This is a genomic window from Blautia sp. OM06-15AC (genome assembly GCF_003481425.1).
In the GTDB taxonomy this organism is placed as follows: Bacteria; Bacillota; Clostridia; order Lachnospirales; family Lachnospiraceae; genus Fusicatenibacter; species Fusicatenibacter saccharivorans.
Genome location: NZ_QULD01000008.1, coordinates 90,840 through 111,618, shown reverse-complemented (window position 1 = coordinate 111,618; position 20,779 = coordinate 90,840). Strand labels below are relative to the sequence as shown.

Annotated in this window: 16 protein-coding genes and 1 tRNA gene; 4 read left to right on the top strand and 13 right to left on the bottom strand. The window is 47.1% G+C overall.

What is annotated here, in order from left to right; all coding sequences use genetic code 11:
* Positions 1 to 102: 102 nt before the first annotated feature.
* The 8 genes from DXB83_RS11530 to DXB83_RS11495 form a co-directional block, all read right to left on the bottom strand.
* Complete coding sequence (locus DXB83_RS11530; protein ID WP_118697656.1) at positions 103 to 1,857, bottom strand: sensor histidine kinase; 1,755 nt, start codon at positions 1,855 to 1,857, stop codon at positions 103 to 105.
* Between the two features lie 236 nt (positions 1,858 to 2,093).
* Positions 2,094 to 4,139, bottom strand: coding sequence for a glycoside hydrolase family 31 protein (locus DXB83_RS11525; RefSeq protein ID WP_118697655.1), 2,046 nt, complete (start codon positions 4,137 to 4,139; stop codon positions 2,094 to 2,096).
* Positions 4,140 to 4,266: 127 nt separating this feature from the next.
* The gene (locus tag DXB83_RS11520; RefSeq protein WP_158579811.1) at positions 4,267 to 5,937 is read right to left on the bottom strand and encodes an extracellular solute-binding protein; all 1,671 of its coding nucleotides are present in this window, start codon (positions 5,935 to 5,937) and stop codon (positions 4,267 to 4,269) included.
* Between the two features lie 54 nt (positions 5,938 to 5,991).
* Positions 5,992 to 6,903, bottom strand: coding sequence for a carbohydrate ABC transporter permease (locus DXB83_RS11515; RefSeq protein WP_118666577.1), 912 nt, complete (start codon positions 6,901 to 6,903; stop codon positions 5,992 to 5,994).
* A gap of 38 nt (positions 6,904 to 6,941) precedes the next feature.
* On the bottom strand, positions 6,942 to 7,883 hold the full coding sequence (locus DXB83_RS11510) for an ABC transporter permease (protein ID WP_227093647.1): 942 nt from the start codon (positions 7,881 to 7,883) through the stop codon (positions 6,942 to 6,944).
* A 198-nt stretch (positions 7,884 to 8,081) separates the two neighbouring features.
* A complete protein-coding gene (locus tag DXB83_RS11505; protein ID WP_117813791.1) occupies positions 8,082 to 9,641 on the bottom strand; it encodes a response regulator transcription factor in 1,560 nt (519 codons plus the stop codon).
* Between the two features lie 95 nt (positions 9,642 to 9,736).
* Complete coding sequence (locus DXB83_RS11500) at positions 9,737 to 11,149, bottom strand: amidophosphoribosyltransferase (protein ID WP_117813789.1); 1,413 nt, start codon at positions 11,147 to 11,149, stop codon at positions 9,737 to 9,739.
* 207 nt (positions 11,150 to 11,356) lie between these two features.
* Entirely contained in the window at positions 11,357 to 12,232 is an 876-nt protein-coding gene (locus DXB83_RS11495; protein WP_055227986.1) for a LysR family transcriptional regulator, read from the bottom strand.
* A 338-nt stretch (positions 12,233 to 12,570) separates the two neighbouring features.
* Here DXB83_RS11495 and DXB83_RS11490 point away from each other — a divergent pair, with 338 nt between their 5' ends.
* On the top strand, positions 12,571 to 13,755 hold the full coding sequence (locus DXB83_RS11490) for an MFS transporter (protein ID WP_055227985.1): 1,185 nt from the start codon (positions 12,571 to 12,573) through the stop codon (positions 13,753 to 13,755).
* Between the two features lie 304 nt (positions 13,756 to 14,059).
* Here the strand turns inward: DXB83_RS11490 and DXB83_RS11480 are convergent, their stop codons facing one another.
* The 5 genes from DXB83_RS11480 to pepF all read right to left on the bottom strand — a co-directional run bounded on the left by DXB83_RS11480 (position 14,060) and on the right by pepF (position 18,662).
* Positions 14,060 to 14,587 carry a flavin reductase gene (locus DXB83_RS11480; protein WP_117509337.1) on the bottom strand — a complete coding sequence of 176 codons (528 nt, stop codon included), beginning with the start codon at positions 14,585 to 14,587 and terminating at the stop codon, positions 14,060 to 14,062.
* A gap of 520 nt (positions 14,588 to 15,107) precedes the next feature.
* Positions 15,108 to 15,179 (bottom strand) — tRNA-Gly (locus tag DXB83_RS11470).
* Between the two features lie 442 nt (positions 15,180 to 15,621).
* A complete protein-coding gene (locus DXB83_RS17025; protein ID WP_279221691.1) occupies positions 15,622 to 15,747 on the bottom strand; it encodes a hypothetical protein in 126 nt (41 codons plus the stop codon).
* Between the two features lie 2 nt (positions 15,748 to 15,749).
* Complete coding sequence (locus tag DXB83_RS11465) at positions 15,750 to 16,514, bottom strand: nitroreductase family protein (protein ID WP_022462268.1); 765 nt, start codon at positions 16,512 to 16,514, stop codon at positions 15,750 to 15,752.
* Between the two features lie 339 nt (positions 16,515 to 16,853).
* Positions 16,854 to 18,662 carry an oligoendopeptidase F gene (gene pepF / locus DXB83_RS11460; RefSeq protein WP_243038175.1) on the bottom strand — a complete coding sequence of 603 codons (1,809 nt, stop codon included), beginning with the start codon at positions 18,660 to 18,662 and terminating at the stop codon, positions 16,854 to 16,856.
* Between the two features lie 202 nt (positions 18,663 to 18,864).
* On the opposite strand from pepF, the gene DXB83_RS11455 reads away from it, so the two are divergent.
* From DXB83_RS11455 to DXB83_RS11445, 3 genes are read left to right on the top strand one after another with little or no spacing between them, the layout of a single operon-like run.
* A complete protein-coding gene (locus tag DXB83_RS11455) occupies positions 18,865 to 19,242 on the top strand; it encodes a GntR family transcriptional regulator (RefSeq protein WP_022462266.1) in 378 nt (125 codons plus the stop codon).
* The gene (locus DXB83_RS11450) at positions 19,235 to 19,933 is read left to right on the top strand and encodes an ATP-binding cassette domain-containing protein (RefSeq protein ID WP_117760691.1); all 699 of its coding nucleotides are present in this window, start codon (positions 19,235 to 19,237) and stop codon (positions 19,931 to 19,933) included. The genes DXB83_RS11455 and DXB83_RS11450 overlap by 8 nt, the downstream gene beginning before the upstream one ends.
* The gene (locus DXB83_RS11445; protein WP_117760689.1) at positions 19,927 to 20,760 is read left to right on the top strand and encodes a hypothetical protein; all 834 of its coding nucleotides are present in this window, start codon (positions 19,927 to 19,929) and stop codon (positions 20,758 to 20,760) included. The genes DXB83_RS11450 and DXB83_RS11445 overlap by 7 nt, the downstream gene beginning before the upstream one ends.
* The last annotated feature ends 19 nt before the right edge of the window (positions 20,761 to 20,779 follow it).

Below are 20,779 nucleotides of genomic sequence, written 5' to 3'. Positions count from 1 at the left end.
CTTCCCGGAGCCATCAGGTTCCGGAAGCTCCTGCAGTTTTTTCACGCAAAAAGGCGGGAACCCTCTATGTTTCTCCGGGTTCCCGCCTTTTTTCTTTTCGCTTTATTCTGTTTTAGGCAGCCGCACCTCTACGACGGCTCCGTAATTTTCATCCATATTGGAGCACGTAATGCTCGCCCGTTCGCCGTACATCAGCGCCAGGCGGCGTTTTATATTGGAGATGCCGACATGGTGACGGCCGTGGTAGATGATAGGCGTGTCGTTTTCGATTGCATCCAGTGCCTCTTTCGAAAATCCGTTTCCGGTGTCGGAAATACAGATGTAGAGGTACTCACCGTCCTCGTACGTCTCGTTTGTGAGATATAGGGAAATCTCACTCTTCCGGTCCAGGGATACACCGTGTACTACGGAGTTTTCCACCAGTGTCTGCAGCAGAAGAGACGGAACCTTCCATTCTCCGATATCACCATCCGTCGTTGCTTCAAAGGAAAAGGCTTCTTCTCCGTACCGCAGCTTCTGGATGCGGATATATGCCTCAATGTGTTCCAGCTCTTCCTCCACATCGCGCTGCTTCTTGGAATCCTGGAAAATGTAGCGCATATAGTCGGACAGCACCGTTGTGATCTCAACGATCTCGCCTTCGTTATTCTTATCCGCAATGCCATGGATCAGGCTCAGGCAGTTCAGAAAGAAGTGTGGCTTGATCTGTTCCTGCGTGTATTCCAGCTCGGCTTTCTGTTCGGCAAGCTCTTTTTCGTAGATCGCAATTTTCAATCCCTGTATTTTCCGCAGCAGTTCCTTGAATTTGCCGCTCACAGACTCCAGCTCTAACAGATTGTTGCTTCCATCGTCATTCAGACTCTGCTCTTTTTCCAGCTCCTCCAGTTTTTGTCCGAATTTTTCCAGCGGTTCCAGAATCCGGTGGTAATATGCTGTAATTTCCAATGCGCAGACAATCAGAAGAACTGCGATCAGGACGACGAATGCAATCTGCATAATCAGTACATTCTCAAGAATACCGCCTCCCGGCAGAACCATGAGATTGATTTTTCCGACCGTGCCAAGCTGGTAGGAATAGACCGTCGCATTTTTCTCTTTTTTCTCTCCCGCTTTGGAAAAATCGATAATCTCATTTTTATATTTTTCCGATGTGTCTGCCTGCGTCATCACGCGCCCTCTGGCATCTACCATAAACGGAATGACATCATACTCCTCTGTTTTGGCGCGGATGGTCCGGAAAATCAGATTCAGATTGATGACGCAGCCTATGACTTTTTTGTTTTTCGCGTACCAGCCGACAATATAGTCGTCGTCGCCAAACGTAATCACGGTCCATTGTGTGCTGATCGAATCCTTTGATGTCATAATCTGCAGATAGGACATCAGCATCTGATTCAGCGTTGTCATTCCCTTACTCTCGGTAAACATAGTTCCGCTGTCCGTAATCAGAACATTGGCTTTCTGACCGTAGACGAAGAAGGTCTGTACCTCATGGTAACGGATTTTCAGCACACGGTTTCGCTCCCGCAGCGTCTGCTCCATTTCATAATACTGAGCATCTGTCGATGTTATCTGATCCGGGATTTCTTTGATGTTGCTGTCAGAATCCAGCAGATAGATCAGTTCACTGTTGATCTGCGACATATCACGGTTGATCTGATCGACATAGAGCTTTGCCGTATCGGCAATATATTTATCTGCCAGCTTGCGGTTTTCCCAAACGCCCCAGAGCAGGCAGACAACAAGCCCCATCAGGACCAGAAAAACCGGAGTTCCAAGCCGCAGGGACGTATCCTTCAAACTGCGTATTCGAACGCTGCGCAGCATCCTTCGTTTTCCTTTCTGCCAGAGATTCATAAGCGCATCCACCCCTCCTTTTTTCTGTCTGCAGAGCGACTGCCGGACGCCGCACCTTACCGCGCAGCTCCGGCAGTCATTTTACACTCACGGAATATATTTGCAGCTATGTTCTTTGTAACACAGCCCATTATATCACATTTTTTCGCTTTGTGCATGCAAAGTCCGTGTTTCACATGGTGAGAACAGGATTCTTTGTTGCCGTTCGCCTGCTACCGGTGAGCGGTAACATTCTCTTATTCAGAGAAAATGTTCAGCAGCTTTTCTGCATCCGCTCCTTCTTTTACGAATACCGGAATAGTATCCAGCGGTGCAGCAACCGTTACGTTCTGTCCTCCCTCATACTTTTCTCCGGTCCATGCGTTAAACCATGCTGTTCCATCCGGGAGATAAACCTCGCGCTCCGTTACGTGATCCTCCATCACAGGTGCAACATAGAGATCCGGTCCGAACAGATAAGCATCCTCCACATTCCAGCTTTCCTGATCTGTCGGGAAATCATAGAAAACAGGCCGCATCATCGGAGTTCCGTCCTCATGTGCTTTCTTCATCTGTGTCCGGATATAATCTCTCAGGCGCTCACGCAGGAAAATATATTTCTTTGAAATTTCATATGCCTTATCGCCAAAACTCCAGATCTCATTATCGCTGCCGGAGCCGATCTGCTCTGCACCGTAGCCCTCCTGTGGATTGCGGTTTCCATGCAGACGCATGACAGGACAGAAGCATCCGTACTCAAACCAGCGGATGTACAGACGATGGAAATCCGGGTCGTCGGTTCTGGCGCCGTGGAAACCGCCAATATCGGTGGTCCACCACGGAATACCGGCAATCGCCATGTTAAGCCCTGCCTGTACCTGGCGCCGGAAGCACTCGAAGGTACTTACAATATCGCCTGACCATACGAGCGCACCATATTTCGCGCTGCCTGCCCAGGCAGAACGGATCAGGCTGATTGGCATAGTATCGCCTTCTGCCGTCATGCCGTCATAGAACGCTTTCAGATAATATTTCGGATAAACATTTCCGACCTCCTGTACGCTTCCGAGCTGATAGCGGTAGTTCCTGAAATCGTAAACGCTGTATTCCGGCTCTGCCACATCAAGCCAGAAGAGTTTTGCACCCTGATCGTAATAATTTTTCTTGATTTTTTCCCAGACATACGTTCTTGCATCCGGGTTGGTTGCATCGAAGAAGACTTCATTTCCACCGCAGAGCATCGTCAGCGGTACACCGTGCTCTGTGCGAACCAGATAGCCCTTCTCTTTCATCTCCTCGAAGTTTTCGGAATAAATGTCAACGGTCGGCCATACCGACACAACAACCTGAATTCCCATCTCCTTTAATTCACGGCACATGCCCGGCACATCCGGCCAGTATTTCGGATCAAATTTGAACTCGCCCTGCTTTGTCCAATGGAAGAAGTCAACGACAATCACATCAAGCGGCACACCGAGTTCTTTGTATTTTCTTGCTACAGACAGAAGCTGTTCCTGATTCCAGTAGCGGAGCTTACACTGCCAGAAGCCCATGCCGTATTCCGGCATCATCGGCGGTTTTCCGGTCAGCGTCATATAATTCTCCTCGATCTCGGCAGGGGTATCACCTGCAATCACAAGATAATCGATTTCTTTCCCGGATTCCGTTACCCATTCCGTTCCATTATTCGCAAACATCACCTGTCCGACACCCGGATTGTTCCATAAGAAGCCGTAGCCGATACTGGAAAGATAGAACGGAACACTGACCTGTGAGTTTCTCTGTGCCAGCTCCAGCATACAGCCCTTCAGATCCAGCTCATGCTGCTGATACTGTCCCATTCCGAAGATTTTCTCACCTTTTCTTGCTACAAACCGCGCTACAATACGGAAATTATCCCCGACGCCGTTGCTGTACTCGCGTCCCATGATGTTGAGCGGCATGCTTTCCTCATCGCGCAGACGGCGGAAATGCTCCTTTAACAGAACTCTTCCATCCTCATGATAGAACGTAATGACGCTGCCGGAATCGATCACTGCATGAAGCTTTCCATTTGTGATTTTTCCGTAGGAAGTATCCGTTCCCTCGTACATATTGGCAAAGGCTCCGCCTTTTGCTGATGGATCCTCAAAGATTTCAACCTCTCCCGCATGCGCGTCCTTTGCTTCCAGCGCCCAGTCGCGGCCGGTAAAGCTTCGATTTTTTGTCGCGCGCACACGCAGTGCATCTTTTCCCCACGCTTCGATGCAGACGGTCTCGCCATCGTAAGAATAAATTAACTTACCCTCTTTTTCCAAAAACATGTAAAAATCCTCCTTTTGTCAAAAACGGCAGGTCATTTCTGGCCTGCCGTTTCTCCTGCTGTTTTGCACCTCAGACATTGATCCGCCGGATCAACGCCTGCTTCTTACAGGTAATGTTATTTTCTGTTTATTTTGCCAGATTTTCTTTGTATGCATTGTAAGCATCTGTCTGAATCTGGAGGAACTCGTCAATACCCATAGCTTTCAGCTGATCGATGTAGGAATCCCATTCATCATCGATGCCGCCGTCTACTACCCAGTGTGCATACTGTGCTTCTACATATTTATAGATATCGGTTCCGATTGCCGTGATTCTGGAAAGGTCTTCGTCAGTGTACTGAACCATCGGGAATCCACAGTTTTTCTCAGTATCAACGTATTTCTCATTGATTGCATCATCGGCCAGTTTGACACCATCGCCCTGATCCTCCGGAAGAGAAACTTTGTCATAGAAATCCTCGTTCATGTATTTTGGTCCGAAGTCACGTAAGGAATTGGACCATGCGGAAGTATCCAGAGAAGATCCATCGCTTGGCACATCTACATTGTAGGTTCCGTCGCCATTGTCTGTGATCTGGCTTCCGATCGTACCATAGAAGGTCTGTAACGATGCAAGATCGGTATAAAATTCATCCGCCCATTTCAGCAGGGTGTCAGGATCTTTACAGTCTTTGGAGATCATGAGCTCACGGTCGGAGATATCAAGGTAATTGGTTGCTGCTTCTACGTAGTGGTTTCCATCGTAGCCTTCTACTGCCTCAAGAGTCTTAAACTGATTTACGTTCGGACCAACCTGGGCGTCTGCAGTCCATCCAAAGATAAGACCTACCTGAGAACCGCCATCAGCCTGCTGTTTTGCTGTCTGCATAGAGCCATCCTGTGTGAAGTACTCTGGGTCAACAACGCCCTCTTCCCATAACTGACGCATCCATTTTACTGCTTCTTTGTAATTTTCTTCCATCGGCATGAAGACCGGTTTTCCTTCGCCATTCAGTCCCATGTAGTTTCCGTCACGGCTTACCATGGTTCCGAACGGGGAAAGGATGTGGCGCAGATCGCCGCTTAACAGTCCGCTGCTTGCCGCATTTGTGATACCGATCTCGTTGGTCGGATCGCCGTCGCCGTCAGCATCTTCTGTCGCAAATTTAACAAGAACCTCTTCCAGTTCTTTATAGGTCTTCGGAGTTTCCAGTCCTAAGTTATCCAGCCATTCCTGGTTGATGCACATAACATCGCCGCAAACCTTCGGACGAAGCGGAAGCTTCTTCGGTAAGCTGTAGATTCTTCCGTCACGGCTGGTGCAGACTGCTTTCAGTTCCGGATCAGCCTCAAAGGCTGCTTTCAGGTTTGGCATATCTTTTTCGATCAGATCTGTCAGATCCAGGAATGCCGATTTGTTCTGTGCCATATCTGCCTGTGTTAAGCAGATGGAGCCAAGAAATGCATCCGGGAGGTCTCCGGAAGCCAGCAGCAGAGATTTCTGCTCGGACCAGTCACTGTTGTAATAAACCTGCCAGTCGATGTTGATATTCATCTTGTCCTCGATTTCTTTCATGACGCCTTCATGCAGGAAATCGGTCGGCCAGGTATCGGTCCATCTTACTGTTGCAATTTTGTAGGTTGGGCGGTCACTGGTATCTGTCGTGTCACTGGCAGAAGATTCTGTCTTTGCAGAACTTGCTGCAGTGCTTCCACTCGTACTTTCCGTTCCTCCATTACTTCCACATCCTGCAAGCAGTCCAGCTGCCATTGCGGCCGAAAGAGCAACGCTCCAGGCCATTTTTGTTTTCTTTCGCATCATCATCTCTCCTTTATGATTTTTATTTGCAATACTTCTCTCCTATCCGCAGGATCAGCCTTTCAGTGATCCGAGCATAACACCCTGATTGAAGTATTTCTGCACTAACGGGTACATACACATGATCGGCGCGGAGGAAACCACGATGATCGCGTATTTGATAAGATCGGCCATCTGCTTTGCCTCAACGGCTGCAGCGCCGGTACTCATGGCACTCATGGTCTGATTGCCGACCAGAATGCTTCGAAGGACAATCTGCAGCGGCTGCAGACTTTCGCTTCGGATATAAATCAATGCATTAAAGTAGGAGTTCCACTGTCCTACTGCTGCCCACAGGGCAATAACAGCGATAACGGCTTTGGAAAGCGGAAGCACAATCTTGAAGAAGAATCCAAGGTATCCACATCCATCCAGCTGCGCCGCCTCCCAGAGATCCTCCGGGATACTGTTGTTGAAGAACGTTCGTCCTACGATGATGTAATACGTTACAACGGAGAACGGAACAACCATAACCCAGAAGGTGTCCAGCAGATGAAATCTCTGTACTGCCAGGTAGGTTGGGATCAGACCGCCGGTGAAGAACATCGGGATCAGGTAAAATGCTGTGAAAAATCTTCTTCCATACAAATGCTTTCTGGAAAGCGCGTAGGAAGCCGGAACATTGACAACGAGTGTCACAAGCGTTCCCATAATTACGTAAGCAATCGTATTACGGTAGCCGGTCCACAGCTTTGCATAGCTCGCCAGCTGTTTGTATCCTTTGAAGTTAACTCCTTTCGGAAGGAACATAATCTGTCCGTTGGATACGGCTGCCGGATCACTGAACGATGCAATGATGATGAAGTACATCGGATACAGGGTGATGATGATCAGAAGCACGCCGATCGTATACAGGATGATATCGAAAATCCAGTCTTCTCTGGATTTCTTTACTTTATTTGTTGATACTGCTTTTGCTTTACTCATATCTTTGCTCTCCATTCCTATGTAGGCTCAAAATTCTGTCAGATCAGTGAGGTATCACTCATTTTACTGGAAATGAAGTTGACTGCCAGAAGAAGAATCAGGTTGATAATGTTGTTGAACAGGCCAATTGCAGCGGAAAGGCTGTACTGGCTGCTCACAAGACCCATCTTATACACATAGGTGGAAATGATCTCACTTGAGGTACTGTTCAGTGTATTCTGCAGCAGGTAAACCTTCTCAAATCCAACGCTCATGACGCTTCCCATTCTCATGATAAACATGATGGTTGCCGTCGGCAGCAGAGCCGGAACATCGATGTGGATCATTTTATGCCATTTGTTGGCACCGTCCATCGTTGCCGCTTCATACAGGGTCGGGTCTACAGAGGAAAGTGTTGCGATATAGAGGATACTGTCCCATCCTACATGCTGCCATGCCTCAGACCATACATAAATGTGTGGGAATGCTTTTGCACTTCCCATCAGGTTCGGGAGCTTGAATCCAAGCACTCCCACCAGCTTTGCGATAATACCTGTACTCGGGGAAAGGAACAGGATCAGCATTCCGGCCATAACAACGGTGGAGATAAAGTGCGGCAGGTAGGTTGATACCTGGAAGAATTTTTTAAACTTCTGTGCCTTCATCTGGTTAACCAGCAGTCCCATGATAACCGGGAGCGGGAATGTTACCGCGATGGTGTAAAGACTGATGATAATTGTGTTTTTAATGGTCAGACCGAACTGATAGGAGTTAAAGTACTGTTTGAAGTATTTCAGTCCAGCCCAGCTGCTTCCCATAATTCCATCCGCAGGTGTAAAGTTTTTAAATGCAATCACAATTCCGTACATCGGGTAGTACGTAAACAGTGCAAAAATGATAATGGAAGGAAGCATCAGTAAATATAATGGCCTGCTTCTTCTCACTCCCTCTACAAATCCTATGGAACTCTTCTTTTTGGTTTTACTATGGTTGGCGCTCACATATCATCCCTTCTTTCCTTTAGATTTCTTTTTCTCGTCTCAACCGATGAACATATTATACAAAAACTCGCCTCATTTTTCTAACATTTTCCGGCAGTCTGTATATTAAAAAAAAGACGTTTTCGCAACGTCTTTTTTTAAGTAAAATCTGTTTTTTGTTATCTATCACGTTTTTTTGTTATTGACACCATTTTTTTGTTATTTCTGACGGCTCCGGTATTCATTTGGCGTACATCCAACCAGCTCCCGGAACGTTTTACTGAAATAGGAAAAATTTCCGTACCCGACTTCCATCGCAATTTTGCTAATCGGCAGGGATGATGTGCGCAAATATTCTTTTGCCCGTTCAATTCTGCGCTCGGCGATATAATTTGGCAACGACATTCCCGTCGTTTTCATAAAAAGTTTGGAAACATAATCTTCCGAAAGAAAGACTTTTCCTGCCAGCACCGGCCGTGAGAGATCTTCTCCCAGATTCTGTTCAATATATTTTTTCAGCTGATCCACCACATTGTCGCTGTGTGTTTCGCTCTTTTTCTGTCCCTCCAGTACAGCAAACAGATATTCGATAAATTCCCGGCTTCCAACTACAGAAAGACAGGCTTCTCGTCTTCTGTGCTCGAATTCTTCTCTTTCAAAAATCTGTTCAAAAGCGATTCCACGGTCTTTTAAATAGCCATAAACCGTCTGAACCAGTTCTCCGATAAAACGAACGGTAAAATCTTTTCGCATTCCACCCGCAGCCCGGCGCTGTGTAATATAGCCCTGCAGAGATTTCCTTACCTGCTGCACAGAGTCCGTCTGCTCCATTTCTGCAAGATACGTTTTCCAGGATGGCTTTTGATATTCACGTTCCACAAAGTACCAGCGGTCTTCGTACAAAATTCCTGTCTCATCCGGCACGGCGTATTTTTCGATTTCTTCCAGTTTATCCCGGCTTTTTGGAATCTCTTCCAGCGTAACGGGTTTTCCCATATAGGTACAGAATCTTGCCGGAACCGCACCGGAAAGACACTTTCTCCATTCCTCCAGTTTTTCTTCATCCCCTGCATTTCGGATCACGTTCCGCAGTACAATCGCCCACTCCAGATCACTGGCATGGACAATGGCTTCCACACGCCGCCCTCTTGTTTCAAAAAATTCTGTCGTGACATTCTCAATCACAAAATTCTCCAGACTGATTTCTTTTTTATAATATTCTTTCGAAGGAATCTCCAGAACACGCAGCTGTATCAGGCAGAATTTTTCTTCCGGATCGTCATATTTCTTTTTTGCCTGCTCAATCCAGTATTCTTCCTGCATACACTGGATCAGAAGATCTTCCCATAGTTTCTTTTCTTTCTGTTCTGTATTTTCCTGTGCTTTTGTCTTCTGCTGTTTTTCCTTTACAATCTCGACCAAACGAAGAAGCGCGATTTCCAGATCTGTATTGGAAATCGGTTTCAGAAGATACTCTCTGGATGAAAGTTTCAGCGCCATCTGTGCATAGGCAAAATTTGCATAACTGCTCAGGAAGGCACATTCGATATCCAGTTTTTTATATCGGATCCATTCGAGCAGTTCCAGCCCGTTTCCCTGTGGCATGTCGATGTCACACAAAAGCATTTCGATTGGATATTCTTCCAGCAGTTTTTGCGCCTGGCGGATATTGTTTGCCGTAAAAACCATATCGATTCCGATTTTACTCCAGTTCACAGTCTCTTCCAGCTTATCGACCAGCAGCTTATCATCATCCACGATCAGAATAGTAATTGCCATAAAAAAGCCCCCAATATTTTTTAAGGCCAGCCGGCAGATTCCACTTACATAGAATATTCTGCCAGTTGGCCTGCTTAAAAACTATTATATCCTTTTTATTCTTTTCCGTCAAAGCAATAGGTACACATTTTGCACTTCGGCAGTCCAATGGATTCTACCAGATCATCGAGGCGGTGATACCGGAGGCTGGTAAAGTTCTGACGGCGGCAGATTTCCTGGCACATGGATTCGTAGCGGTCGCTCTTCGGATCTGCATATTCCTCCAGTGTTTTTTCTGCATTTTCTCCTTCTTTTTCGAGGATGATCCGTCTGGTAATCAGATCAAGCTCGGATTTGGAACGGGAAAAGTTCAGGAACTTGCATCCATACAGCAGCGGCGGGCATGCCGGGCGGACATGAACTTCTTTTGCACCGCTCTGATACAGAAACTCAGTCGTCTCCCGAAGCTGTGTACCGCGCACAATGGAATCATCAATCAAAAGCAGCTTTTTCTGATCGATCAGTGCCTGTACCGGAATCAGTTTCATGCGTGCGATCAGGTTTCTCTGCTCCTGATTGGTCGGCATAAAGGAACGCGGCCAGGTCGGAGTGTATTTGATAAACGGTCTTGCAAATGGAATTTTAGACTCATTGGCGTAGCCAATCGCATGGGCGATACCGGAATCCGGCACACCGGCAATGAGATCCGGGTGAACATCACTTCCCGCATCACGTTTTGCAAGCATGGCACCACAGTGATATCGCATCTCCTCGACGTTAATCCCCTCGTACGATGCTGTCGGATAGCCGTAGTAAACCCACAGGAAAGAGCAGATTTTCATCTCCTCCTGCGGCGGAACAAGCATCTCCACGCTCTCCGGTGTGATAAAGTCGATCTCTCCAGGTCCCAGTTCATGATAATCGGTATAGCCAAGATTCAGGTAAGCAAAATTTTCAAAGGAGGCACAGTAAGCGCCCTCTTTTTTACCAATGACAAGTGGCGTACGGCCTTTTTTATCACGGGCGGCGTAAATTCCGTCTTTCGTCATCAAAAGCAGCGTCATGGAGCCATCCACCACATCCTGCAGATGACGAATACCTTCCGTAATCGTTTTTTCGCTGCAGATCAGAGATGCTGCCAGCTCTGTGGCATTGATCTGTCCGGTGCTCATTTCCTGGAAATGCGTCCGTCCGTTTCCATAAACATTCTCCAGGAGCTTGTCCATGTTGTTAATCTTTCCAACGGTTGTAATCGCAAAGCTTCCAAGATGTGACTGGATCAGGAGCGGCTGCGGTTCATAGTCGGAAATGCATCCGATACCAAGATGGCCTTCCATCTCTGCTACATCGCGCTCAAATTTTGTACGAAACGGGGAATTTTCTATATTGTGGATTGCACGGCTGAAACCATTTGCTCCATAGGTCGCCATTCCTCCTCGTCTTGTACCGAGATGAGAATGATAATCTACTCCATAAAACAGTTCCAGCGTACAGTCTTCTCTTGATGCAACTCCAAAAAAGCCTCCCATTTGTCGTTTACCTCTCTTTTGTATTTTTTCTCCCTTGTGATGCGAAACGTATCGGTAATTCGGGCCATGGTCCTTTTACACCGTTTCGATTTGCACATACTTTCTTTTCTGTTATAGTGTAACACGATTTTTCCCGGATTGTAAAGTTTTTCTAATAAATTAGATTACAAAAATAACTTACATTAATAAATCATTTTCTGGCTGTTTTCACAAATTTTCCCGGATATGATCGATAAACTTCGTCGCAGCAAGGCTGAATGGCTGTTCCCTTTTCCAGGTAAACACACTGCGGCAGATGATCGGCGGATCTAAGAATCGTCCGACAATCTCTTCTTCCTTCCATAGCTCGGAAACGCCCTGCACCGTAATCAGATAACCGAGTCCCTTCCGAACCATTTTTGCTCCATTTGTCGGCATATTACAGGTAAATCGGATGTTCAGCTTCTGATAATATGCTCCGAACCAGTTGGTAATTTCATTTTGCACATCCTGTCTTCTTGGCAGAATCAGCGGAAGATCTTTTAAATCTTCCGGATGTACGACTTCTTTTTGTGCCAGCGGATCATCCGGACGCATCAGCACCTGCTGCCGCTCCCCTTCTTTCAGACGCACAAACTCATATTTTCCCACATCAACCGGCTCCAGAAGCAGTGCAACATCCATCAGACCACGATCCATCTGCTCCTTCAATACATCTGCGGTTCCCGTCACCAGATCGAACGTCACGTTCGGATATTTTTGGCTGAAAGTTTCGATCAGATCTGCCAGAACATTCACAGACCTTGTCTCTCCGCATCCGATTGTCACACGTCCGTCGATCAGTGCTTCCTGCTCTGCCAGTTCTTTTTCTGTCTTATCAATCAGCCCGATAATTTCTTCTGCCCTGCGGCGCAGCAGGACCCCCGCATCTGTCAGCCGGATTCTCCTAGTTCCCCGTTCAAACAGGATTACCCCCAGTTCTTCTTCCATCTGGGACAGCTGACGGCTTAGGGTTGGCTGCGTGATATGCAGGACCTCTGCCGCACGGCTGATGTTTTCTTCCCGTGCTACGGCAAGAAAATAGCGAAGTACTCTTGTTTCCATATGTCTCCCTCTCGTTTTATTTGTTTCGTTTTTTATTTCTTTCCTGAAGCATATTTGAAAAAGGCTTTTTGCAAACTGCAGAAATGTTTTTCAAACACGCTTTGCTTTTGGGAAAGAATTTTCTTTCTTCTACTATATCGCTTTTTTTGTTTTCTGAAAAGAAAGTATTGATTCTTTTTTTCAAGTATGATACCTTGAAATTATTGCGTACAGAGGTTCTGCGTTAAACTTAACGAAAATTTTCTGTACCTGCTTGCTATCTGCAGAAATCCGAAATAAGCATATCTTTTCTTTTTTCTGATTTCTTACGATGATTTTTTTATTAGGAGGGTTTTACTATGGTTTCACTTTTGCTGCCTGTCATTTATCTGGCATTCATCAGTCTTGGACTGCCGGATTCCCTGCTTGGCTCTGCGTGGCCGGTCATGTACCAGGAACTTGGAACTTCCGTTTCCGCAGCCGGTATCATTTCCATGATTATCTCTGCCGGAACAATTGTTTCCAGTCTGAACAGTGACCGGCTGAACACACGGTTTGGCACCGGAAAGGTCACCGCTGTCAGTGTTCTGACAACCGCTGTGGCACTGTTTGGTTTTTCCATCAGCCATTCTTTCTGGGCCCTGTGCCTCTGGGGAATTCCCTACGGTCTCGGCGCCGGAAGCGTCGATGCCGCTTTGAATAACTACGTTGCGCTTCATTATAAGGCGCGCCATATGAGCTGGCTGCACTGCATGTGGGGTGTTGGCTGCAGTACCGGCCCTGTTGTGATGAGCTGGGCAATCAGTCACCTGAACTGGAACAAAGGATATCTCATCATTTCCATTTTCCAGATTGTGCTGACATTGGTTTTGTTCTTAAGCCTTCCTCTTTGGCAGAAACCTGCCGGAGCTGCCGAAGAGGATACCTCTGTTCCGGCGGAGCGGAGTTTTTCCAGTCTGATCCGTGTTCCTGGTGTCAAAGAGGTGCTGATCTGCTTTTTCTGTTACTGTGCAGTGGAATCTACTGCTGGCATGTGGGCTGCAAGTTATTGTACGCTGTTCCGCGGTATTGATGCACAGCGTGCCGCAAGCTGGGCCAGCCTGTTTTACATTGGTATTACCATCGGACGTTTTATCTGCGGTTTCGTTACCATGAAGCTGAACGATCAGAATATGATTCGTCTGGGACAGTTTTTCATCGCCGTTGGTGCGGTTCTGATGCTGCTGCCGTTTGGCGATTCCCTTCTTTTTATCGGCCTGATCCTGATCGGACTTGGCTGTGCGCCGATTTATCCTTCCATCATTCACGAGACACCGGCAAACTTCGGTGCCGACTTAAGCCAGGGAATCATCGGCATCCAGATGGCCTTTGCTTACGTCGGAACCTGCCTGATGCCGCCGGTTTTCGGTGTTCTCGGCCAGCATATTTCCTTCGGACTGTATCCGGTATTCCTGATGGCCATTTTGATTCTGATGGTTGTAATGGCAGAGCGGATGCACCGCGTAACGGCGGAAAAGAGAAATTCTTATAAAGCCAACTATTAATCCAATTATTCTGCAGCAGAATGGTCCCCTTGGATCAAACTCTGATATACTGCGTACAAAAAAGTACATCTGATCAGGTTACTCCCTGATCAGATGTACTTTTTGTAAATTTCGGAAATTTTTTCAAGCACGCTCCGCTTCAAACTCTTTCACCACATCCTCCAGCAGGTTTCTGATCTGCAGGTGCTGCAGACATACTTTCTCACATTTTCCGCATTTCACGCAGTCTGATGCCTTTCTGCCCGGTGCAGTATATACAAGATTGTGATAAGAAATACTGATACATCACGCCAATTTTCCTGTTTCATTCCTCAATCATGCCAAAGACATCTTCAATCTCGCCCATATACAGATAATGGAGATCGCCATCTTTATATAAAGTATCGCGCGTAAATTCCGGCAGATCTTCTTTCTCCATTCTGACCGCATAGATTTTTTTGCAGACAAAGGTCAGCTCTGCCTCTTCAAATCCAACCGCATTTCCCAGCATCTTCGGTGTCAGACTGGTCAGACTGATCTTATCCGGCACATCATTTCCCGATTTTGATCCCAGGATTCCAAGATCCTTCCGATATTTCTCTGGAAAAAAGCAGACCGTAAACTCGTCTTCCTTCTGCAGAATCTGATGCGTCCGGCGGCTTTCCCGGATAAATACGGTAATGATCTGCTTTCCTTTCTTTGGCGGTCCCCAGATCGTCCCCATCGTACCCCATCCGATCGTCATCGTATTATACTCCCTTGGCGTACCCGCAGTACACAAACCCCAGCGGTCATCAAAAATAGAAAACACATCATACTTTGCGGTTTTAAAATTCTCCATCGTAATGTTCATACTACATTCCCCTTTCGCTGATTTGCTTTGTTATCCTTAGCATACCGTACGGTAGTAACTACCGGGCAAGAACTTTTTTTCGAAGCCTTGAATTTTTATAAAAACAGGGAATTTTTTTATTTTAGAAATAAGAATTGTATGTTATACTAATGAACGTTGCCACTCCCAGACAGGCAGAGAAGGGAGGGTTGACAGTGCAAGAACTATTCATTTCATTTTTTCTTTCCGTTATGGCAAGTATAGTAGCCTACTATATCTGCAAATGGCTGGACGGTAAGAAATAACTGGCAGCCAGCCTAAGGTTTAAGCCGCCTTGCCCAAAAGGCACAGAAAGCCCCACGAGTTGCAGCTCGTGGGGCTTTTGTTGACTTTGCAAGCCATTCATTTCATTGCCTATCGGCATTATAGCATATGAAAATTTAAAATGCAATATTCTTAAGTTTTAAAAATAAGATTTCTTTTTCATCTATTTTTCCACAACGCAAAAACCGGAATGCTTACACATTCCGGTTTCCAGCAGAGCGCGAGACGGGATTCGAACCCGCGACCCCAACCTTGGCAAGGTTGTACTCCACCCCTGAGCCACTCGCGCATTTATTAATTTTTATCTTGCTAAGTGCTCGCTGCACCTTACAAATGTTACTATACAGGAACTCCCCTCATTTGTCAATACCTATTTTCAATTTTTTTCAAAAAAAATCAAAAGTATCTACGATTCCCTCAATTTTCGCTCTCCATCAGACACCCGCACAGCTGTCTTCCCCCCACAAATTCACACCGAACCACCCTCCTGACGAATCCAGACTCCTTTCCATCCGTCCTCCCAACCCCACATGCTCACGCCGATCCGCCTCCTGGCGGATCCAGACGCTTTACCCCCGTCCCCACCGTCAGACCTCGCGTGGCTTCGTACCTGCGGTGCAGCGGGCATAGAAAAAGAGGGCAAGAACTGTGAGCGCAGAAGGGGCCCGGAAAAATGGGATGACCTCTGGTGCACAACACCAGAGGTCAAAACGCACTGAGTCGGGAAACCATCAGGTTTCCTGACGAATTGCGTTGATTCTCATTTTTCCGGGCCCATTCCACGCCACAAGTTCCGCCCTCTTTTTCTCGCCCGCTGCACCGCAGGTACGAAGCCACGCGAGGTCGTCCGTATTCACCTCTACGCCTTCAGAATCGCGCTCAGCACATACTGATTATTTGAGAAGTTTTTCTGCGAAATATCCCCGAGTCTGATCAGGTCAACATCCAGCCACAGCTCCTCTGCTGCCACCATCATATTTGCAAACATAATCCCGAAATTCACCTCATCCCACTTCCGAAGCTTCTCCACACTGTGCTTCTTCGAGAAAATATGAATCCTGTTATCATACACCACAAATCTCCACGGCTGGCTGTTCATACTGGATGGCGACAGTCTCGCCGCTTCCAGCATCTGCGTCATCCACTGTCGCGGCACCTCTTTGAACACACAAAGATCCTCCAGCGGCAGTCTCTTTGCTTCACTTTGCCGTCTCGTATGCGAACCATGACTCTTACCAAAAGCGACGATCCCCACCAGCCGCTTTCCGTTCTTCTCAAGCTCCGCCTTTTTCACACGATTACTTCCGATAAAGCAGGTTCCCAGTCCGATACTGCACAGATACAGCACCATCTGTTCCATAATATAACCCACGTTCATCAGATATCGTTCTGACTCCTCCGAATAAAAAGCCATATAATACGGCGCCTTCACACTGAACATACTGAGCATTCTCTCCTGCCCTTTTCTGTTGTCCAGAATCGCCATATCCACACCGATGCCCGAAAACAGTGCCGGCATCTCCTTATAATGCTCCCAAATCTTATCCAAAGTCTGCGGCGGAAGCGTATCAAAACAATAATTCCTTACTGATTTTCTAACAAAAATAGCCTCATATAAATTCATACTCTCACCCTTACTTCATCTGCTATCCGTCTGTTTTTGTTACAGTTCACTGCTGAATGAACAGTAACATTTCTTTCATAGCCGGCCGCGGCCCGCTCCCCATTTTTACAGGAGCAAAGCCGCATTCCGAAAAATTTACGTTTAATCTTCCGCATTCGACAGAAATACGGAAATTCTCCCTCTTAATCGCAAATATTTTTCAATTTCCAGCTCATCCATTTTTACTCTGTAATAATATTGTAACATATCCAAAAACTTTTTCAAGGGAAAAACGCGCCAAATTTTGTATATTTTTCACACATATTTCCCATCAAATTTATGCAACTTTAAAACCTGTGCTTACGCTTCCGCGGTCAGCTTCTCCAGCTCCTCCACATAAGAAGCAAACACATCCAGCGCCTCTTCCACCGGCTCCGGCTTCGTCATATCGACGCCGCAGATCTTCAAAAGGTCAATCGGATCCATCGAGCAGCCGCCGCTTAAGAACTGTTTGTACTTCTCCACGATACCCGGCTCCCCTGCCAGGATCTTGCTGCTGATCGCAATCGCCGCCGAAAATCCCGTTGCATACTGATATACATAGAACGGTGTATAAAAATGCGGAATTCTCGCCCATTCCAGCGCGATCTGCGGATCCGAAATCATATCCGGTCCGAAATACTCCTTGTTGATCGACAGATACAGCTCCGAAATACCGTCCGCCGTCAGCGTGCCTTCCTCTGCCATCTTCTCATGAATCCGCTTCTCAAACTCCGCAAACATCGTCTGGCGGAACACCGTTCCCTTAAACTGATCCAGGAAATAATTCAGCAGGAAAATCTTCTCCTCTTTTTCTTTCGCATGCTTCAGCAGATAGCGGATCAGCAGTGCCTCGTTGCAGGTTGATGCCACCTCAGCGACAAAGAGGCGGTACTCCGCATACGTAAACGGCTGTGTATGGTTCGAATACCAGGAATGCAGCGAATGGCCCATCTCATGCGCCAGTGTGAAGACCGAATCGATATTTCCGTTAAAGCTCATCAGCACATACGGATGGGAATCGTAAGAACCCCAGGAGTAAGCACCGCTCTTTTTTCCTTCGTTCTCATAAACATCCACCCAGCGCTCCGAAAAGCCCTTGTCCAGCAGTGCCACATAATCATCCCCGAGCACGGCAAGCGCTTTCTTCACGATCTCGATCGCCTGCTCATACGTATATTTCTGCTCGTACTCTTTCGTCAGAGAAACGTAAACATCATACATATGAAGTTCATCCACACCGAGCAGCTTTTTACGCAGTGCCACGTAGCGGTACATCGCCGGCATTTTTGCATGAATCGCCTCGAGCAGCTTGTCGTAAACCGAAACCGGGATATTTCCGCCATCCAGCGATGCAGCCAGTGCAGATGGATATTTTCTTACATCTGCAAAGAATGCGGCCTGTTTCAGATTGGCACCGAACGTTGCGGCGAGCATGTTTTTGTGTTTTTCATACTCCGCATAATACTTCTCAAACGCTTCTTTTCTGACCCGGCGGTCCTTCGACTGTAAAAATCCGACGAAGGTGCCGTGGCTCAGTGGAACCTGATTTTCCTCTTCATCCGTGACCGGCTGGAATCTGAGGTCTGCGTTCGAAAATGCCGAGAAAATCTGATCCGGGCTGGATGCCATCTCTCCGGCTTTTGCAAGAACCGCCTCCATCTCCGGCGAGAGAATGTGCTCTTTCTTGCGGAAGTTTTCTTTTAATATGCGATCGTACAGACGGAGCGGCTCATATGCTTTTTCAAATTCTGTAACCGTCTCCTCGTCAAGCTCCAGGATCTCCGGCTCTACGAAAGAAGAGGCATCCGCAAGAACAGCCATCATGCTGTCCATCTTTCCGGCATAGCCTTGATACTTCTGATTTCCCATATCCTGGTGATATTTCTGGCTTGCATAGACATACAGGCGGGAAAAGACGCGGCTGATGTCATCCAGACCGGAAAGAACGTCATACAGCGCTTCTGCACTCTCTTTCATTGTTCCCTGTTTTGCGCGGAACGCTTCTATTTTCTTCGCAAGCTCCTGCTCTGTTTTCTCAAATTCTTCATCACTACCAAACAAACTCGAAAGATCCCAGCAGTACGCCGGATCCATCTCTTCTCTTTTTTTCAGTTTAATTTCTGCCATATTTCTCCCTTCATCCATCTTTTTAGACGGAACCATTTCTGCGGTTTTTCTTCTAATACTAATGTGCCGCACTTACGCTTAGTTTACCACAATTTAACCTCTAAATCTAAAATTTTTTCTTAATTTTCTTGACAAATCCATAAACCGATTGTATGATTGTACTATCAAATTAATACAGTAGTACAAAAGGAGTGAATGCCATATGCCATGGAATCTTGATTCCTCGCGGCCGATCTATCTGCAGATCATCGAGCGGGTACAGATGGACATCATCACCGGGCGCTATCAGCCGGGCGATAAGCTTCCGTCCGTCCGCGATCTCGCGCAGGAGGCCGCCGTCAACCCGAACACAATGCAGAAAGCGCTTTCCGAACTGGAACGCAGCGGACTGATCTATTCCCAGCGGACCAGCGGACGCTTTATTACCGAAGATAAGGAGTTGATTCATCAGATGAAAAAAGAACTTGCCGCCGCAGAAGTATCTGCTTTTGTTGCCCACATGAAACAGCTCGGCATAACCCCGGAGGAAATCCGGCAGCTACTTGCCGAAACGATTGAGGAGGAAGAAAATCATGAGTGAACTTATAACGTGTAAAGACCTGACGAAGCGCTTCGGAAACCACACCGCGCTCGATCATCTCAACCTTTCCCTGGATTCCGGGAAAATTATCGGACTGCTGGGGCCCAACGGAAGCGGAAAGACGACGCTCTTAAAGCTGCTGAACGGACTGCTGACCCCGAGTGAGGGTGAAGTCCTCATCGCCGGAAATCATCCCGGTATTGAGACAAAACGGATCGTCTCCTATCTGCCGGATAAAATGTATCTCGGCAGCTGGATGCGCGTCTCGGATCTTTTAACGTATTACAGCGATTTCTTTGAGGACTTTGACATGTCCCGCGCCAATGCCATGCTGGAATCCTTAAAAATCAGCCCGAAGGACCGTTTGAAAACGATGTCGAAGGGAACGAAAGAGAAAGTCCAGCTCATCCTCACGATGAGCCGCCGCGCAAAGCTCTACTGCCTCGACGAGCCGATTGCAGGCGTCGATCCGGCAGCACGCGATTACATTTTATCTACGATTTTAAACAACTACGAACCAGACGCATCCATCCTCATCTCAACACATCTGATTTCCGACGTCGAAAATATTCTCGATGAGGTCATCTTTATCCAGGAGGGCCAGTTAAAACTGCACGCCTCGGTTGAGGATATCCGGATGCAGGAGGGTGAATCGATTGATTCTTATTTCAGGGAGGTATTCAAATGTTAAAAAAATGTCTGAAACATGAGTGGAAAGCATGCTGGAAAAACATGGCGCTGCTGAACGGTGCCGCCATTTTCATGGGCGCTCTCGGAGGCTTCGGATTCCTCTTTTCCCAGATTTCTGAGCTGCCAGATCTGCTGATCGTCCTCTATCTGTTTGCGTACGTTTTGATTGTGATCGCCGCATCCGTCATGACACAGGTGCTGATGATCCAGCGCTACTATAAAAATCTTTTTACCGACGAAGGGTATCTGACCAACGTCCTTCCGGTATCGGCAACGGATCATATTCTCTCCAAAATGCTGGTTTTCGGCGCATGGAGCATCTTAAACGCACTTTCCGTTCTCGCTTCCTTCGCTTTTTTGCTTCTGCCGTCCGCAATCCGGTATTTTACCGCAAACACCCTGCTTTTTTACAACAAGACCATGACCTTTTCCGATTTTCTGTCCTATCTCTGGGCACAGATTACCGGTGTTGCCGATGCTGCTTTTTCCCTGATCGGCATCACGAACCACATCGGTATGGCACTGTTTTCCATCGTTGGCTTCTTCGCTTCGCTGTTCTTTGGCATTCTTCTGTTCTATGCCGCCATCAGCATCGGAAGCCTGGTATCCAGCCACAAAATTCTGACGGCTGTCCTCTCTTACATCGGCATGACTACCGTGATCCAGATCTTCGGCGGAATCAGCATCGTCCGTGTTTTCCAGGACTCCACACCGACTGCTGTGGTTACCACATCCTCGGTTTCCACACTTATCATCACCGTGGTGCTCTGCGTTGTTCTGTTCCTGATCTGCCGCTATATCTTAAGCAGACGGCTGAATCTTTCATAAAAATTACATTAAAAAGCGC

What these genes read in the sequence shown, in the direction of transcription:
- DXB83_RS11530 (WP_118697656.1), bottom strand. Translation starts at nt 1,857, where the DNA reads ATGAATCTCTGGCAGAAAGGAAAACGAAGGATGCTGCGCAGCGTTCGA.
- DXB83_RS11525 (WP_118697655.1), bottom strand. Translation starts at nt 4,139, where the DNA reads ATGTTTTTGGAAAAAGAGGGTAAGTTAATTTATTCTTACGATGGCGAG.
- DXB83_RS11520 (WP_158579811.1), bottom strand. Translation starts at nt 5,937, where the DNA reads ATGCGAAAGAAAACAAAAATGGCCTGGAGCGTTGCTCTTTCGGCCGCA.
- DXB83_RS11515 (WP_118666577.1), bottom strand. Translation starts at nt 6,903, where the DNA reads ATGAGTAAAGCAAAAGCAGTATCAACAAATAAAGTAAAGAAATCCAGA.
- DXB83_RS11505 (WP_117813791.1), bottom strand. Translation starts at nt 9,641, where the DNA reads ATGGCAATTACTATTCTGATCGTGGATGATGATAAGCTGCTGGTCGAT.
- DXB83_RS11500 (WP_117813789.1), bottom strand. Translation starts at nt 11,149, where the DNA reads ATGGGAGGCTTTTTTGGAGTTGCATCAAGAGAAGACTGTACGCTGGAA.
- DXB83_RS11495 (WP_055227986.1), bottom strand. Translation starts at nt 12,232, where the DNA reads ATGGAAACAAGAGTACTTCGCTATTTTCTTGCCGTAGCACGGGAAGAA.
- DXB83_RS11490 (WP_055227985.1), top strand. Translation starts at nt 12,571, where the DNA reads ATGGTTTCACTTTTGCTGCCTGTCATTTATCTGGCATTCATCAGTCTT.
- DXB83_RS11480 (WP_117509337.1), bottom strand. Translation starts at nt 14,587, where the DNA reads ATGAACATTACGATGGAGAATTTTAAAACCGCAAAGTATGATGTGTTT.
- DXB83_RS11465 (WP_022462268.1), bottom strand. Translation starts at nt 16,514, where the DNA reads ATGAATTTATATGAGGCTATTTTTGTTAGAAAATCAGTAAGGAATTAT.
- pepF (WP_243038175.1), bottom strand. Translation starts at nt 18,662, where the DNA reads ATGGCAGAAATTAAACTGAAAAAAAGAGAAGAGATGGATCCGGCGTAC.
- DXB83_RS11455 (WP_022462266.1), top strand. Translation starts at nt 18,865, where the DNA reads ATGCCATGGAATCTTGATTCCTCGCGGCCGATCTATCTGCAGATCATC.
- DXB83_RS11450 (WP_117760691.1), top strand. Translation starts at nt 19,235, where the DNA reads ATGAGTGAACTTATAACGTGTAAAGACCTGACGAAGCGCTTCGGAAAC.
- DXB83_RS11445 (WP_117760689.1), top strand. Translation starts at nt 19,927, where the DNA reads ATGTTAAAAAAATGTCTGAAACATGAGTGGAAAGCATGCTGGAAAAAC.